This window comes from Methanoculleus sp. UBA303, assembly GCA_002501655.1.
In the GTDB taxonomy this organism is placed as follows: domain Archaea; phylum Halobacteriota; class Methanomicrobia; order Methanomicrobiales; family Methanoculleaceae; genus Methanoculleus.
Genome location: DANY01000035.1, coordinates 1 through 16,226 on the forward strand (window position 1 = coordinate 1; position 16,226 = coordinate 16,226).

At 59.3% G+C, this 16,226-nt stretch carries 10 protein-coding genes and 1 tRNA gene; 8 read left to right on the forward strand and 3 right to left on the reverse strand.

The genetic code is table 11. From position 1 onward, the window contains the following. Positions 1-666: 666 nt before the first annotated feature. Entirely contained in the window at positions 667-876 is a 210-nt protein-coding gene (locus tag BP846_RS08290; RefSeq protein ID WP_292394316.1) for a hypothetical protein, read from the reverse strand. Further along, positions 854-1,243, reverse strand: a complete 390-nt coding sequence (locus BP846_RS08295; RefSeq protein WP_292394318.1) for a PIN domain-containing protein — start codon at positions 1,241-1,243, stop codon at positions 854-856. The genes BP846_RS08290 and BP846_RS08295 overlap by 23 nt, the downstream gene beginning before the upstream one ends. A gap of 354 nt (positions 1,244-1,597) precedes the next feature. Between BP846_RS08295 and BP846_RS08300 the strand changes: the two genes are divergently transcribed. From BP846_RS08300 to BP846_RS08335, 8 genes are all read left to right on the forward strand, one after another. Next, positions 1,598-2,017, forward strand: a complete 420-nt coding sequence (locus BP846_RS08300) for a hypothetical protein (RefSeq protein WP_292394320.1) — start codon at positions 1,598-1,600, stop codon at positions 2,015-2,017. A 137-nt stretch (positions 2,018-2,154) separates the two neighbouring features. Then, on the forward strand, positions 2,155-2,370 hold the full coding sequence (locus tag BP846_RS08305; RefSeq protein ID WP_292394322.1) for a type II toxin-antitoxin system HicB family antitoxin: 216 nt from the start codon (positions 2,155-2,157) through the stop codon (positions 2,368-2,370). Then, complete coding sequence (locus tag BP846_RS08310) at positions 2,371-2,607, forward strand: type II toxin-antitoxin system HicA family toxin (RefSeq protein WP_292394324.1); 237 nt, start codon at positions 2,371-2,373, stop codon at positions 2,605-2,607. It abuts the gene before it with no gap. A 216-nt stretch (positions 2,608-2,823) separates the two neighbouring features. Further along, positions 2,824-4,347, forward strand: a complete 1,524-nt coding sequence (locus BP846_RS08315) for an AMP phosphorylase (RefSeq protein ID WP_292394326.1) — start codon at positions 2,824-2,826, stop codon at positions 4,345-4,347. Between the two features lie 39 nt (positions 4,348-4,386). After that, the gene (locus BP846_RS08320) at positions 4,387-5,781 is read left to right on the forward strand and encodes a carboxypeptidase regulatory-like domain-containing protein (RefSeq protein WP_292394328.1); all 1,395 of its coding nucleotides are present in this window, start codon (positions 4,387-4,389) and stop codon (positions 5,779-5,781) included. Positions 5,782-6,052: 271 nt separating this feature from the next. Continuing rightward, on the forward strand, positions 6,053-9,124 hold the full coding sequence (locus tag BP846_RS08325; RefSeq protein WP_292394330.1) for a VWA domain-containing protein: 3,072 nt from the start codon (positions 6,053-6,055) through the stop codon (positions 9,122-9,124). Between the two features lie 464 nt (positions 9,125-9,588). Then, the gene (locus BP846_RS08330; protein WP_292394332.1) at positions 9,589-12,669 is read left to right on the forward strand and encodes a hypothetical protein; all 3,081 of its coding nucleotides are present in this window, start codon (positions 9,589-9,591) and stop codon (positions 12,667-12,669) included. Between the two features lie 435 nt (positions 12,670-13,104). Further along, entirely contained in the window at positions 13,105-16,080 is a 2,976-nt protein-coding gene (locus tag BP846_RS08335; RefSeq protein ID WP_292394334.1) for a VWA domain-containing protein, read from the forward strand. 26 nt (positions 16,081-16,106) lie between these two features. Here the strand turns inward: BP846_RS08335 and BP846_RS08340 are convergent. Continuing rightward, positions 16,107-16,178 (reverse strand) — tRNA-Arg (locus BP846_RS08340). Between the last annotated feature and the right edge of the window lie 48 nt (positions 16,179-16,226).

Here is a 16,226-nt window from a genome sequence, read left to right on the forward strand (position 1 = left end):
CTGACCTTAACCTGACGCCAGTGACTTGCTCCCCACCCGGCAGCGCACATCATACGCAAGTAGTAGTGTGGTTGAAACCTCCTCTTCAGGAGTCAGCGTCAGTGCGCTAGTACACAGTGTATCGACTCGAGGACACAAAAACAGTATGGAGGGGGCAATTCCTCCCCCCGCTTGCGCAGGGGGTCTCCTTGCCCGAAGAGATGAACGCTTCCTCCCCTCCCTGGGTATAGCCCTCAATCTTTTCGATGACTCGATGATGTGAATACCTGTCCATTGCGGGCGATGGACTTCAGGATCTCAATTGCCATTTGCCATCTCTCGCCTTCTTCATTTGGTACACCGATCTTATCATAATTGTTAACTTAGGTGTACTTTATGGTGATCGCACCCCCCCCGTTAAGATTTCCTGAGGTTTCAGCGATGGAAAAACGGACACGACCTCAGTAACCCCGTATTTTTCCTCAAAGTATACCGTTCGCCGCACTCGACACACCTGCCATTCTGGTCGCTTGAGCCTTTGTTCTGGTTACAATCAGCGTATATCCACGCAGGGCATATGCTTTTCCCCATCTGCGCTTCACTATCGGGCGGCGGGGCTGGTGGAGAACAGCAGAGCGCCGCCTGACGCAGGACCCGCAGTCCCTGGCACCCGGAGCGGGCACAACCTCAGGTACGATCTTCCTTCTTCCGGCGCTCCAGGATCCCTGCAACAACCGTATCGAGATCCTCCTTGAGCCAGGTTTTGCGCTCTTTCGTATAATCCCCGCTCCCGTGGGAATAACTCTGGATGAACCTTATCGCATCTGCAGGTCCGAGATTCTTTACCAGCACTTCGAATCCCTGGATCCTGATCTCATTGAGCGTCTTTACTTCCATTGGCTGTCACCTCCATGAGCCACTCTACAGGATTGTGTACTTCGATAGAGATCTTGTCCACGTGCTTCATAATAACTTTTATGAGGGCGTCATCGGTTGTGAGAAACACAGCGCCGGCACTCTCGGCAGATGCAAGGTGCAGAGCATCAAATGCATCAACGCCTATCTCATAGAACGTTCGGGCACGGTTCACGATCGTCTCATCGATCATAATCCGCTCCTGTGTAAATTGCAGAAGGTTCTCGACGGATCTCCTCCTCTCTTCACCCGGAATTTTAGCAATTTCGTATTTGATCGCTTCACTCGCAACCAGTTTCCAACCTCCTATGCATCCATTGAGGACTGCGATCACGGCCTCTGCCTCCATCCTGATACGATGAGATCTTTGGTCGTCAAACGGCCGACACAGACAGCAAACGTCCGAATAGACTTTCATATCTACGTCCTAATTCACAATTGCTCTTACCCATCAATAAAAGTTGAGGGCATGCCAGTGCCCCACTGAAGCGGAGGGAAACGGCGGGCGGCGCTCCGGACGGTGTGAAGGTTCCGGCAGATCGAGGGGTTATTCGCCTACGTATCGCTTACAGATCCGGGGTTTTCGGGGTGCAAGAAAGCCCCCGGCTTGAGCCGTGGGGCTCTGAATTGCACCCCCTGGTCCGTACACTTTCACCCCACGCGGCTATTCCTAATGGCTGATGAGAGTTAGAGAACGGAGGTAATGGCACTACGAGTCGTCAGCAACTACCTGCCCCTTCCAAAGAAGACGTATCGGATCATTGATGCGCTCGCGTACCATGCCAAGAGCTTGTACAACGTAGGATTGTACAACGTCCGGCAGCACTATGCAACGCACAAAGAAAACAGAAGGATCCTTCAGGGGATCCGGCCGGTTCTCACCACAATGGTTGAAGTGCTCATTGGATCCTACCTCCTATTTACCCGGAAGAAGGACTTTCCTTTCAAGGAGTACAGCGACTATGTCCAATCCAAACCGAACGAGAACTTCGGGCTCCTGCACAACGACAATGCTCAGCAGACTCTCCGGGACATCACCTGTCCTCCTCTTTCCAAAAATCTGTTTGATACTGGTGAAGAATCCTTCGACCTTCCACTGCGTCCCATAAGTTATTACCCGTGACCACATTTGATACCTGCACCATGACCCGGAGAAGAATGGAGTTTCGCCAACGGATGACCGGGCTAAAGTATATTGCCAATCAGGTCGAATACCACACTGATCGTCCCACCCCGATCGAATATGGGTGAGGTGAATTCATGAAAGTCCTGAAGATCATCGTCGAGAAGCACCCTGATGGCTATGTCGCTTACCCCCTGGGGCTGAAGGGTATCGTCATTGCCGAGGGGGATACCTACGAAGAAGCCCTTGCCGAAGTGAAATCTGCCATACAGTTCCATATAGAAACCTTTGGAAATGGTGCGTTCGAGAACAACGACATCATGGAGACCTTCGTTGCCGAAGTCGCTGTTTAGATGAAGTTTCCGCACGATGCGCCCCAGCGGAAGGTGCTGAAGACGCTGGAGGCGTTCGGGTTTGTAGTCATAAGGACGGGTAACCACATTTCGCTTGTTCGCAACGGTCCGGACGGCACAACGACGCCGCTCACGATGCCGAATCACCCTAAACTTAAAGGTTCGACCCTGCGGAGCATCTGCACACAGGCGGGAATTCCGCGGGAAGAGTTCCTGCGGGTTTATGAGCGCGTATGAAAATAGAACCACCTCTCTCCCTTCTTCCATGGCTACCGCCCGGAGGCGCCCTGACCGCCGCACCGGACGCCGCGTAATGGTTCTGGCCCCCGGGCGCAGGACCAGCTGTGCCCACGCTGCAATCGAACGGCCGGGCTCTCCCGGTCCCCTCCACCCCCGATCAGCCGCCCTTAAGTAGTACAAAGCCTCAATTTCAACCAGGATGGGGTTACGCGTATGAAACTGACCGTAAAACTGCTCGACATAGCAAACCGGGGGGTCCTCCTCCACAGCACCGACGCACGGACCATGCGGATCCGCGACGGCGACCGCGTTCAGATCGCCGACGAAGCGACGGGAAAGAGCGCCCAGGCCCATGTCGATACCACCGGCTCGCTCATCGAGCCGGGCGCCATCGGGGTCTACCGGCCGCTGAACGCCGCGCTCGCCGTCGACGAGGGAACATCCGTCGAGGTCCGGGGCGCCGAGCGGCCGGCATCCCTCTCGCACATCAAGAAGAAGATGGACGGAGGAAGGCTGGCCAAAGACGAGACTCTGGATATCGTCAGGGATATCGTCAGCGACACCCTCTCGCCGGGCGAGATCACCGCCTACGTCACCGCATCCTACATCAACGGCCTTGATATGGACGAGGTGGAGTACCTGACACGGGCCATGGTCGATACTGGGGAGCGCCTCCACTTCACCCGGCACCCTGTCGTCGACAAGCACTCCATTGGGGGTGTGCCCGGAAACAAGATCACCCTCCTGATCGCGCCGATCATCGCCGCGAGCGGCCTCCCGATCCCAAAGACCAGTTCCCGCGCCATCACCGGCGCCGGCGGGACCGCAGACCTCATGGAGGTCCTCGCCCCCGTCTCGTTCTCGGCGCTCGAAGTCCAGCAGATGACCGAGAAGGTCGGCGGCGTCATTGTCTGGGGCGGGGCCACGAACATCGCCCCGGCTGACGATAAGATCATCACCTACGAGTACCCGCTCCGGATCGACGCCCGGGGCCAGATGATCGCGAGCGTCATGGCCAAGAAGTTCGCCGTCGGCGCCGACATCGTGGTCATCGATATCCCGGTCGGCCGGAACACCAAGATCGCGACGGCACAGGAAGGGCGAAAACTCGCCCGGGAGTTCATCGAACTCGGTGAGCGGCTCGGCATGCGGGTCGAGTGCGCGCTGAGCTACGGGGAGTCGCTCGTCGGCCACACGATCGGCCCGAACCTTGAGGTGCGTGAGGCACTCGCCGTCCTCGAAGGGGCGACCGAACCGAACTCCTTAATCCTGAAGAGCCTCTCGATCGCCGGGATTGCGCTCGAGATGGCCGGAAAGGCAGCCTACGGTCAGGGGGCTGAGGTGGCGGGGAACCTCCTTCGGAACGGTAAGGCCCTCGAGAAGATGCGGCAGATCATCGAGATCCAGGGTGGCGACCCGACGGTGAAGGCCGAGGATATCGTTCCCGGAGACTACCAGTTCGTCGTAAGAGCGCCGCAGGACGGCTACGTCATCGAGCTGAACAACAGCGCGCTCGTGACGCTCGCCCGGCTCGCGGGTTCACCCTACGACCACGGCGCGGGGCTTGACATCCACGCAAAGAAAGGGACCCGGGTCAGGAAGGGCGATCCCATCTTCACCATCTACGCCGAGCGGGAATGGCGGCTCGAACGCGCAATCGAGGTCGGCAGGGTGCTTATGCCGGTGGTCGTGGAGGGGATGGTCCTTGAGCGTATCCCACCCGAACGCTGGGTGTAAACCGATGCACTCAAATTTTTGGCCGCAGTACACTCCAGCATGTTGAAACATCGTCTCATCATAGCCCTCCTCACCTCCTGTCTCCTCCTCTGCTGCACGGCGCAGGCCGTCACCCTGGGGATCAACGTGGCCGATGAGAAGAACGGCAACTCGCTTGCCGACGCATCCGTATACATCGACGGTGAGTACGTGGGCAGTACTGCATCGGACGGCACCTACTCCTATGTCCATTCAGGGAAGAAGGATCTGCGCCTGAAAGTCGTTCGGAAAGGGTACCGGGACTGGACGGAGTACGTCGATGCTGATAGAACTCGCATCCAGGTCGATATGGCCTGCAAGGATGAAACCCTCACATTCGAGCTCTACGATGCGGGAACCCTGCGGCCGGTTGTTGGTGCCCGGGTGGAGATCAAGGGCGATGGGGTCTCGAGTTCGGGGACTACTGGCAGCGCCGGGAGCGCGGCGTTCTCGGTGAGGGGGGATACGCTCTACAATGTCGAGATCCGCGCGTCGGGTTACTCCGACCTCTCAAAGACCGTGCAGATGGAGAGCAGCGGCAGGGTCGTCCAGTACTGGCTCTTTTCGAGCGACCTCCTGGCAATCCAGGTCCGGGACAGCGAGACCTCTACTCCCCTTGGAGGCGCGGAGGTCGTTGTCGACAGCGCGCGCGCCGGGGTGACCGATGCCGATGGCAGGCTGACGCTCCACCTGCAGCGGGAGAAGAGGTATTCTCTCAAGGTCACGGCGCCGGACTACCAGCCTTACCAGGAAGAGCGCTACCTTGATGCGGACAATGTGCTCATCCTGGTGCACCTCTCGAAGTCGGCATACCCTGTCTCGATAACGGCGTTCGACGAGGCGATGAAGCCGATTGCGGGGGCGGAGGTCTTCCTCAACGGGACGCTCAAGGGCAAGACCAATGCGTACGGCCGGTTCACGATCTCCGACCTCCACGCGGGCACCTACGAGATCGTGGTGCGGGCGCCTGGGTACGGGGACTGGACCGAGACGCGCCAGATCTCCGGCAAGGGTGAGGATATTGTCGCCGAGCTGAAGTATGACCGGGCGAGCGTGACAATCCGCGCAGAGGGCCCCGACCGGAAGGCGGTTGCCGATGCGATCGTCGTCATCGACGGCCAGGTCGTCGGGGTGACCGACGGCCTGGGATGCTTCAATACGGCGCTCGTTACGAACAAGGTGTATGCCGTCACCGCCACCCGCGACGGCTACGAGAACATCTCGGTCGATGCCGAGATCCCGCTCGGCACGACCGAGTTCACGGTCCCGCTCGCCATGGAGCAGACCTTCAATGTCTGGGTGCTTGTGGCCGGCGTCGGGGTTGTTGCTGTGGTCATCCTTGCGGCGGTCGTTGTGGTGCGGCGCCGGAATGCCGGGACAGGTCGGGGCCGGTCTCTCGGGCGGGGCCGGCTGTAGGGGTACCTGGCCCACTCTTTTTCCCGGGGGCTGGCCCCTCCGGGAGCAGGGTTTCCCGGAAGTTCGACGACAGATTTTTCTCCCGGCGGAACGGATTTTTTCAGGATCAGAGCCTATTAATACTTTTTATTTGGCAGACGGTCTCTCCTGCCGAATTTTTTTCAATCCGCGTGGATATTATTGCTCTGTGGCAAAACGGAGCCCTCCGGATTGCGGATTTCATTGACAACCTTTATATGTTCGGGTGTATCAGGTGCAGGTACGGTGGAGTATGAAAGTATGGACGTATGCGTTCATGGCGATGGGGCTGCTCTTTTTTGCGGTCCCGGCCGGGGCGCTGATACCAGATGATATCGTGGTCGGCACGGTTCCCGTGTGGGTGACGGCGGGGGGCGGGGATACGGCGACCGTCACGGCGTGGGTCAATAGCAGCACCTCCGACGAAACTAGCAGCACCTCCGGCAGCACCTCGTTCGAGAGTGTTGGCGTTGATTTTGTAGTGAATAACACCCTCGGGAGCATATCCCCCGCGCATGCGGAGACCGGTTCTGATGATGGAAGAGCGACGGCGGTCTTCAGGTACGGGATACGGAGCGGGGATGTGAACGTCACGGCGAGGATGGCGCTGGATGCGTCCGTGATAAACTACACCGACCTGCACATTGACCATGCGACGCCGTATCAGATCAACAACACATGGTACTCCCCGAAGGTGACCGCCGGGGGGGAGGCGAAGATCATCGTCCGGATGGTGGACCGGTACGGGAACGTGGTGGACAGCAAGCGGGAAGACGCCCTGAATGTCCCCTCTGAGACTGAGAACCTGACCTTCGTGGTGGGCTCGCCCGGGGGAGGGGCGGTGTTCGCCAACGGTAGGGATGAGATCACGGTGCCGGTGGATGAGAACGGGAACGCCACTGCAACACTCCGTGTCGACACGGTGACGGGGGAGAATATCGTCTATATCCAGCCGCCGGCGCCCATCAGGGGTGAGTATATCACCATTCGTGGTGCGGCGGACGGCGTGCCGGCGGGTATAACACGGTCGGTCTTCCCGGAAGATGCCACGGCCTCGGCCAATGGGGAGGATACGGTAACATTGATGTATGTGCTGACCGACGCGTACGGAAACCCTGCAGGGGGCCAGGGCCTCTGGGTGAACTCTTCAGGGTTACAGGGGCAGTCGAAGCTCATCAACTCGAGTTCCGGTGGGGAGGTGTGGGTCACCTACGGGCCTGAGGCGTCCGCCGGCGTCGTGACCATCACTGCAACGGCCGCCGCGAATGCGAGCGTGAGTGACTCGACCGAGGTGGAGTTCGCCAGCACCGAACCGGTAGATATGGTAATCTCCGCAAGCCCCCGGTCGATGCCGAGCCGGGATGCGAACGCGAACTCTGTCTCAGAACTCCGGGCAAAGGTGATCGATATCAGGGGGAACCCGGTCGCGGGCGAGACGGTGACGTTTGAAATTGTCTCGAACCGCTCCGCACCCTATAACCAGACTGTGGATCAGGTACTGGAGACGGGGTTCGCCATCACCAATTCCGATGGGTCTGCTATCGTCAAGTTCCGCCCGGGCGCGTTCACCGATCGGAAGGCGCCGGGCTGGGACGCCGCTGCGACCGGCAATGCGACCGTCCGGGCGACGTGGGGAAATGTCACCCGGGGCATCAGCGTCACCCGAGATGTCGTCTTGACCTGGAAGAACTATCCGTACCTCTCGGTGGAGACGGAGGTCTCCAACCGGACGGTTGCGAAAGGCGAGGGGGTCAATGTCACGATCCGGCTGAAGGGCGACGGGAGTATGCTTCAGTCGAACCCGGTTGATGTGGTGCTGGCGATTGACCGGTCATGGAGTATGAATCAGAAGGATGAAGGCACGAATACGACGAGGATGGCTGCGGCAAAGAATGCGGCAAAGACCTTCGTAGCGGAGATGAACCCCGAGCAGGATAGGATCGGCCTGGTTTCGTATAGCGGCTACACCACCCGTAATCTGCCCCTGACGGGCAATTTTTTGGACGTGAGCAGCACTGTGGACGATCTTATTGAGGACCTTGAATCAGGGATATTTACCGCCACGCGGAAAGCGTTGCGCGACTCTATCTGGGAGATGAATCGGACCGCGGGGGATGCGAACCCCAATGCCGTGCGTGCCGTGATCCTGATGTCCGACGGTGAGTACAATTGCTACGGCGATCCGCTTGCCCGGGGTACGGGGTTTTATCTTAGTGCGATTCCTCCTTGGGCTGAAGTTCTTCCAGAAGACAGTATGCTGTGGAAGAGGGCCCAGATGGACTATAAGTACTTCTGGGATCTTAGGGAGTCTCTGCTTGGGATAGGGGAAGTCTGGGTTAACGGCGCCTGTCTGCACACCAGCCAGAACATGTCCGTCTACGCGAAGAAGAACAACGTCCGGCTGTACATGATATCGTTCACTGACGAGATCGAGGAGGGCAATACCACATGGGAGACGATGGACATCCTTGCAGAGGCGACCGGCGGGAAACACTACCATGCCGACACCGGCGGCGACCTTGCCAGGATCTACACCGAGATCGCCGGCGAGCTCAAGGCAGAGGCCGGTGTCAACACCACGATGAACCTCAACTTCGAGAACGTCGAGGTGAACACCAACCCGGTCCCCGGCGACCTGGTCTTCGACTACGTCTACAAGGACGGGGTCTCCACCCATATCCATAACCAGACCGGAGCCGGCACCGTCCTCTATAATGGTACCATCGACCAGACCGACGGCGACGGCTGGAAGCAGGACAAACAACTCCACTTCGACATCGGCACCGTGCGTCTCGGTCAGACCTGGGAGGCGACCTTCCGCCTCAAGGTAAACAAGACCGGCAACATCAACATCTTCAACGAATCCCTCAGCAACTCGGTCATCGCGTTCGACGGCGGTGGAGAGGGACTGATCCTCCCTGACACATACATCACGGGTGTCGATATCGACAACACCGGGATCATATCGCCCATCGTTGTTGAATTTACCCCGGAACCGGGTCCCGGACCATTCGTTGACGTCGTCCCGTTGACATGGGTTATCAACTACAACGGCGCCCAGGAAGTCGACGTATCCCTTGCCTACTCGCGGTATGAAGACGGACAGTCGCCGTCCACCTTCTTCGTAAAGACCCTGCCCGCCGGAACATTTGCAGGTGAGGATACTATGATAACGGACTCGACCATGATGGACGTCAGGGATCTCGCGCCGGGACAATACTGGATAACAGTGGCCGCCTCGGCCCGCGGCGCCGAAGACGACAATACGACCAGTCTGTGGGCCCACATTAAGGACCCATCGCGTTCCCATATCAAGATCGGGTGAACTCCCCTCCCTTTTTGTTGCCGGGCGGATCAGCCCGGCATACCGCCCTGCCCCCCGGGAACCCGGCGGCCGGTCGCTCCCCCGGCGGATGAGTCAACTGTTACCCGCAGGGCACTTTTGCCGGATCGTTCGGACTCCTGCCGCTTATCTTTAGTGGAATGTCGTTCCGGCCGTCCTCCCCGTGGCCCGGGCCGGGCGCCTCTCCTCGCGTTAACTGTTTCTGCAACTGGCGTCCTGTGAACCGGGGAACGGTTCTTTCTCGTGGGGGAAACGAACCCCGCCGCGTGCCCCGGGCCGCAGTGATGCCCGTTCATAAAAAAGCCTGATAATCAAATATTATTTCAAAATAGGGAATTATAACTTTCAGAATTCGTTTTAATGCTGTAAATATGTTCTAATTAATAAGCTATATTTATATACAGTTTCATGCAAATGTCCCCCTGCGAAGACATATGCGGAGATGGATGTGCGCGTACATAGTCATCGCCGGGCTGCTCCTCCTTGCGGTCCCGGCCGGCGCCCTGGTACCCGATACGGTTACGATCAGCACAAACCGTGAATGGCTGACGGCGGGGAGCGGCGACGCCGCGACCATCACGGCCCAGGTCACGAACAGCACCTCTGGGAGCACCCGGTTTGGGGGGGCCACGGTTGAGTTCGCGGTGGACGACACCTTCGGGAGCATCACGCCCGCCGTCATCACGACCGACGCCACCGGCATGGCAACTGCAGTCTTCACTCCCCGGACCACCGCCGGGGCCGCCCCGATCACGGTGACCGTCTCATACGATGATGGGGAGGCTGTGCTGGTGCGGGAGGAGACGTTTCTGCAGCAGATCGACCACGCGGCCCCCTCCCGGATCGAAAACATCTGGTACGAGCCGGAGGTGACCGCCGGGGGGATGACAGAGATCGCCGTCCGGATGGTCGACCGGTTTGGCAACCCGGTGGACAGTCGGCGGGAGGCTGAGACAGTGGGCTTCATCGTGGGCTCCCCCTCGGGCGCCGCGGCATTCAATGGTGCCCTGGAGGCGGTCAGGGTGGACGCGGCCGGGAACGCCACCATAACACTCAGGGTCGACACGCTCCCGGGCGAAAACATCGTCCTGGTCAGCCTGCCCGAGCCGCTGCCCGACCGTTATCTGACGATACGCAGCGTGGCAAGCGGGGAGCCCTGTGCGATCGAGGTCGACGTCCAGCCCAGGGGAAACCCCCCTGGTGTCATTGCCGACGGGTCAAGCCGGTTCCTCATCACCTACACGCTCCTCGACGAGTACGGGAATCCGTCCTGCGGACGGGTGCTCGCGATCACCACAAACATGAGCGATGACGGGGAGACGCGGGTGACGACGAACACCTATGGTCAGGCACAGGTCAGTTACGGTCCGCGGGAGACGACCGGCGGTGTCACCATCACGGCGACTGCCGTTGACAACACCTCCGCTACTCGCTCACAGCCGCTTGCATTTGTCAGCAGCGAACCGACGAACCTCCTCCTCTCCACCTGCCCCGAGGCGATGCCGAGCCGAGACGTGCTCGGCTCTGCCCCGATAGTCATACGGGCGAAGGTTGTCGACCAGTACGGCAACCCGGTCGAAGGAGAGGTGGTCGGGTTCTCGATACAAGATGTCGCCGTGGACAACTGCTTTAACCAAACCGCGGCTCCGTTGCTCTCCGGGGAGACTGCCACCACCGATACACACGGCATCGCGGCCGTAGAGTTCACCCCCGGCGCGTTCACCACCGAGTACCGTGCCCCTGGTTACAGTCCGACCGCGACCGGCACCTGCAAGGTCGTCGCGGCATGGAAGGAAATCAGGCGCTCTGTCGCCCTCACGTGGGTGAACTACCCCTACCTCGCCGTCACAACGAATGTCACTCCGGAGACGGTTACGGTGAACGACACAATCGATGTCACCATCAGGCTAAAGGGCGACGGCTGGGCAATCCCCCGGTATGCGCCCGTCGACGTGGTCATCCTCCTTGATCGGGGAGAGGGGATGCTCCTGAATGATGAGGGTGGTATGCATGACCGGATGATCTATGCCCGTGCCGCAGCCGAAAACTTCACCTGGTATATAGATACCGATATCGGCCGCTGGCAGAATAACCGTGTTGGCCTCATGCTGTACGGCGACAAACCCACATGCCCGCCATATGCAGGCAACAAAGTCGATATCCTGAAACTGAGGAGCGAATCCAAGGAGTATACCTGGGTCAAGGGTGCGGGGGATGATGGGAATCCAAGTGATGATGCTGATTATGTTCGGGAACACTATCCTGGGAACGGCAAGATCTGGTACAACGATTATGCCGATCTCCGGAACGATCTGGCCCCGGGGAACTCCCCTGCCATCCACGACTCCCTATGGAATGTAGTGCCGATGAAGAACAGTAAAGAGGGTAATCCGAGCGCTCCGCTCCGCTACGGGTTGTACAAGGCGATAAAAACGCTGGAGGGAACCCCCCCAACTAGCGAGGACTCCGTGCGAGCGATCGTCGTCCTGATGCAGAGCCGGTACAGTTATTATGGTAGCCCCTTCGGGCCGGATGCCGGAGGATCTGTGGTTACTGACCCGGAGAGTTGCGGACCGGATTCGACGAATTACATTCCGTTCGATGACCTCGGGGGGCAGCAGAATCTGGCAAAGTATGCGGCGAGTAAGGGTATCCAGATCTTCCCGATCTACTATACGGGAAGTGGGTCCCAGGCGCAGGAGGATGTTCCCCGCCTCCTGGCGGATGAGTCCGGTGGCGAGTACTTCTTTGCCAGCAACCATGTTATGCTCGAGCAGGCGTTTGAAGCGATCGCTAAAAGGCTCATGACCGAAGCCGGTGTCGACACTGCCATGGACATCGCCTTCGAGAGTGTGGAGGTGAACAGCGCTCCCGTCCCCGGTGAGCTGATCTTCGACTACGTCCCCGAGCCCGGGGTTTCCACCCATATTCTTAACAAGACCAGAACCAACGTCCTCTATGATGATACCATTAACCAGATCAACGACTGGAAACGGGACAAACAACTTCACTTCGATATTGGCACCATCCGTCTCAACCAGACCTGGGAAGCGACCTTCCGGCTCCGGGTCCTCGCCGAGGGCACGATCGGCCTCTTTGGGGATGGTGCGACTATCACCTTCAACGACCACGATCGGGTGCCGTTGCCCCGGGTCTACATCACGGTGTTTGGTGAAGAGAACACCACCATGGACGCCCGGTCGCTCAGCGTCACCAACCTCGACTGCACGTCCCCGGCCACCGAGTTCCTTACCCTCGCCTGGGACCTGAACTACACCGGGACGGCGGAGGCTGTGCAGGCGATCTCCTGCTCGGGCGATGGCGGATACACCTGGGTCTCGCTTGGCACCCGAACATCTCCCCCGGGGGTAAGCCCGATGGAGGCCTGCTTCGACGTCCGGGCCCTCTCCCCGGGTGAATACGTGGTCAGGGTCTACGCCACCGCATCGGATGCGCCGGATGCCTGGGAGATCTGCAGGCATATTCTGGTCGGGAACCAGCAGGAGAATTATATCCGGCTCCAGTGATCGCCCTGCGGCAGGGGTACCCCCGGACCGTCTCTCCTGCGGCCTCCCGGCTGCAGGCCAGGAGGCCGACCTCGGCCCGGGCGCCCTCCCCTTTATCCGCACAAGCCGATATTTATACCCGACGGAGCACCTCACGCTGCCCGGTGAAGTTATTTTTAATTAAATCCGTAAATTCTCCATTAATCTGGCAACAGAGATTATTTTTGCTTTTTTTAACAGTTCTGTATGCATCAAAAATAAGGCAAAGAATGTCTATATGATTGTTGTGTGGCAGAGTGTGATGGCTGTGCTGTAATATTGGTTGAAATTATCTTCAATAATCCTATGTGTTGCCCATCCGGGCGACATTCGTGGGTTTAACGTGCCCCTGCCAAATCAGGATCAAATGAAAATAATTATATATATGGTGCGGGATCAGGGCACTCTGATCTCAGCATGAATTTTCAAAAATTAATCATCCTCATGATCCTGCTCGGCCTGATCGTTCCTGCAGTGAGTGCGGCCGGCCCCGGGTGGATCATCCTCTCGGGCGGTGCCGACTGGCTGGTGGCAAACGGGACCGACTCGGCTGAAATAGCCGTGCAGGTGCTTGATGGGGGCGGGGCGCCGCTCGCCAACCGCACCGTGGCGCTCGATGTCGACCCGGCCTTCGGTCGCCTGGCACCGGCGACCGTCTCCACCGGTGCGTCCAGGACCGCCGTCGCCACGTTCACCACCAACCGGACGAGCGGCGTCGCCGTGATAACCGCTCGTGCCGGGGCGGTGGAGGCGCGGTTTGAACAGAAGATCGACCATGACCTGCCCTCCCGCATCGCATACCTCCACTATGACGGCGAAGTGACCGCGGGCGACGGCACCACGATCACCGTAGGGCTTGCCGACCGGCACGGCAATCCGGTGGACGATCGGAGGGTCGCCGAGACCGTGCGCTTCAGTGTCGGTTCGGTCGGTGACGATGCCGTCTTCATCGGCGATGGGGGGGTGCCGGTGCGTGAACTTGAACGGACAATCAACGCCACGGGTTTTGTCCGGGCGGACCTTGTGACCGGCCGCACCGCCGGTGAGAACATCGTCCGGATGACCGTCCTCCCGGGAGGCTTCGATCGCTATGCCTCCGTCCGCGGACTGCCCACCGGGCTTCCCGCCGGAATCGATATCTCGGTCAGCCCGGATGCCGATCCATTCCCTTACCAGCCCGCGACCGGGGAGAAAACCTTCACCCTGACCTACAGGCTCTTTGACGCCTGGGGCAACCCGGCGGCAGGCCGCGACCTCCAGGTCGTCACGTCGATCGCGGGTGAAGGCGCAGTCCTGACAACGAACGGCACCGGCGTCGCCTGCCTCACCTACGGCCCGAAGGACAGCACCGGCAGGATCACCATAACCGCGACGGCCGTGGACAACGCGAGCGTGACCGCATCAAAGGTCGTCGAGTTCATCCATACCGACCCGGTGAACATGCTTCTCTCGGCAAGCCCGCAGTCGATGCCGAGCCGGGATGTCAAGGATGGCACCGTCTCGGAACTCCGGGCCAAGGTGATCGATGTCAAGGGGAACCCGGTCGCGGGGGAGACGGTGACGTTCACCATCGATACCGATTCGATCGATCTCGGTGGATCTACCCCGACCGGGGCTCCCTATCTTGAGGAGGAGGGGCAGAACGTGGCAACCGCCACGACCGGTGAGGACGGGTACGCCATCGTCCGGTTCAGCCCCGGGTCGTTTGCCCGGCCGAAGGCGGGAGAGCAGGCCGCCGCAAAGGGCACGGCGACCGTCTGGGCGACGTGGGGGGATGTCAGCCAGGATATTCTCCTGACCTGGGTGAACTACCCCTACCTCTCCGTGAAGACGAATGTCTCCAACCAGACGGTTGCGGTGAACAATACGGTCGACGTCACCATCCAGCTGACGGGGGATGGGTATGCAATGCAGCCGGACCCGATCGATGTGGTGCTGGTGATAGATAAGTCTGGGAGTATGAATTGGGCTATTGATGGTTCCCAGGATAATTCGGGGGGGAGAATAGCGGCAGCGAAAAACGCGGCGTCTACCTTCATCGGCCAGATGGACCCTGACCGGGACCGGGTGGGCCTGATCTCGTTTGCCTCTGAGACGTCAAAAGAGATGGATTTGACAAACAATTTCACTAGAGTGAAGAGAAAGATCAACGCTCTTTCAGCGAACGGCGCAACCCAGTTGCGGCAGGCAATCTACGAGGCAATACTCATGCAGAAGAACCAGAAGCAATCCGGCGCCGTCAAAGCCGTGGTCATCATGACCGACGGCGACTGGAACTATGATGGAAGCCCGATTGGGCACGGGACGGGGTATCCTGAAAATGCAAGTTGGGCCTACACATTCAGTGGCAGCAAATTAGAACCGGATAACTATCGGTATTACGATGGTCTTGGTGGAACCCTCAAAAAGAAGCGCGGAGAGACATATTTGAAATGCACCGACGGCGAGTTCACCAACCAGAACATGTCCCGGTTTGCCAGCGACAACGGTGTGAAACTCTATACCATCACGTTTGCCTATAAACCCAGTCCAACGGTCAACGAGACGATGCGTATACTCGCGACCTCAACCGGCGGGTTCTATGAGCATGCCGGGAGCGGCGAAGAACTCACCGATATCTACAAGCGTATCGCCGGCGAGCTCAAGACCGAGGCCGGCGTCGATACCCGGGTGGCCCTCGACTTCGGCACGATCCGGGTCAACGACGAAGACCGGGCGGGAGGGGACGTATTTGCCTACATCCACAAGGCGAATATATCGACCACCATCGAGAGCTGGGTTGACAACGAGACGGGAAACTATACGATCATCCATGACAGGACCATCAACCAGACCGACGACTGGAACGACGACCACACCCTGAGCTTCGAGGTCGGCACCGTCCACCTCGATCAGGTCTGGGAGGCGACGTTCCGTCTCAAAGTACTCACCGACGGCAACATCAACGTCTTCGGGCCCGCATCAAAGATACGCTTCAACGACGGGACGGCCGCACTCGACCTCCCCGACACCTTCATCACGGCCGTGCCGGACCTCACCAACACGGGCCTCGGCTCTGAAATGCTCACGCTTTCAAACCCGCGCTACACCTGCGCAGAACCGGCGCTGGAGTTCCTCACCGCCGCCTGGGACCTCGCGTACACCGGGGCGGGAACCGTGACCGAGACTGCGGAGTACTCAAACGACGGCGGCCTCTCCTGGGTATGGTTCGACACCCGGACCGCCGGCAGCACCGCGACCGGGGGCGTCGCCACCCTTGATCTCCGGGACCTCCCGCCCGGGGAGTACCGGGTCCGGGTACGCGCCTCAGCGGACGACGCGCCCGATGCGAGAGTGCTCTTCCCCTCGATCCGGGTCGGAGAATGGAAGAAAGCGTATATCCGGATCGCATAATTTTTTTGGCTGCACGAAAAGAATGACGGACTCAGCGGGAATTGAACCCGCGTCCTTGGGTTCGAAGCCCAAAAGGATGTCCCCTACCCCATGAGTCCCCTTATGGGTTTCTATCATAAGTTATTAAGCGTTTTTATGTCAGTACA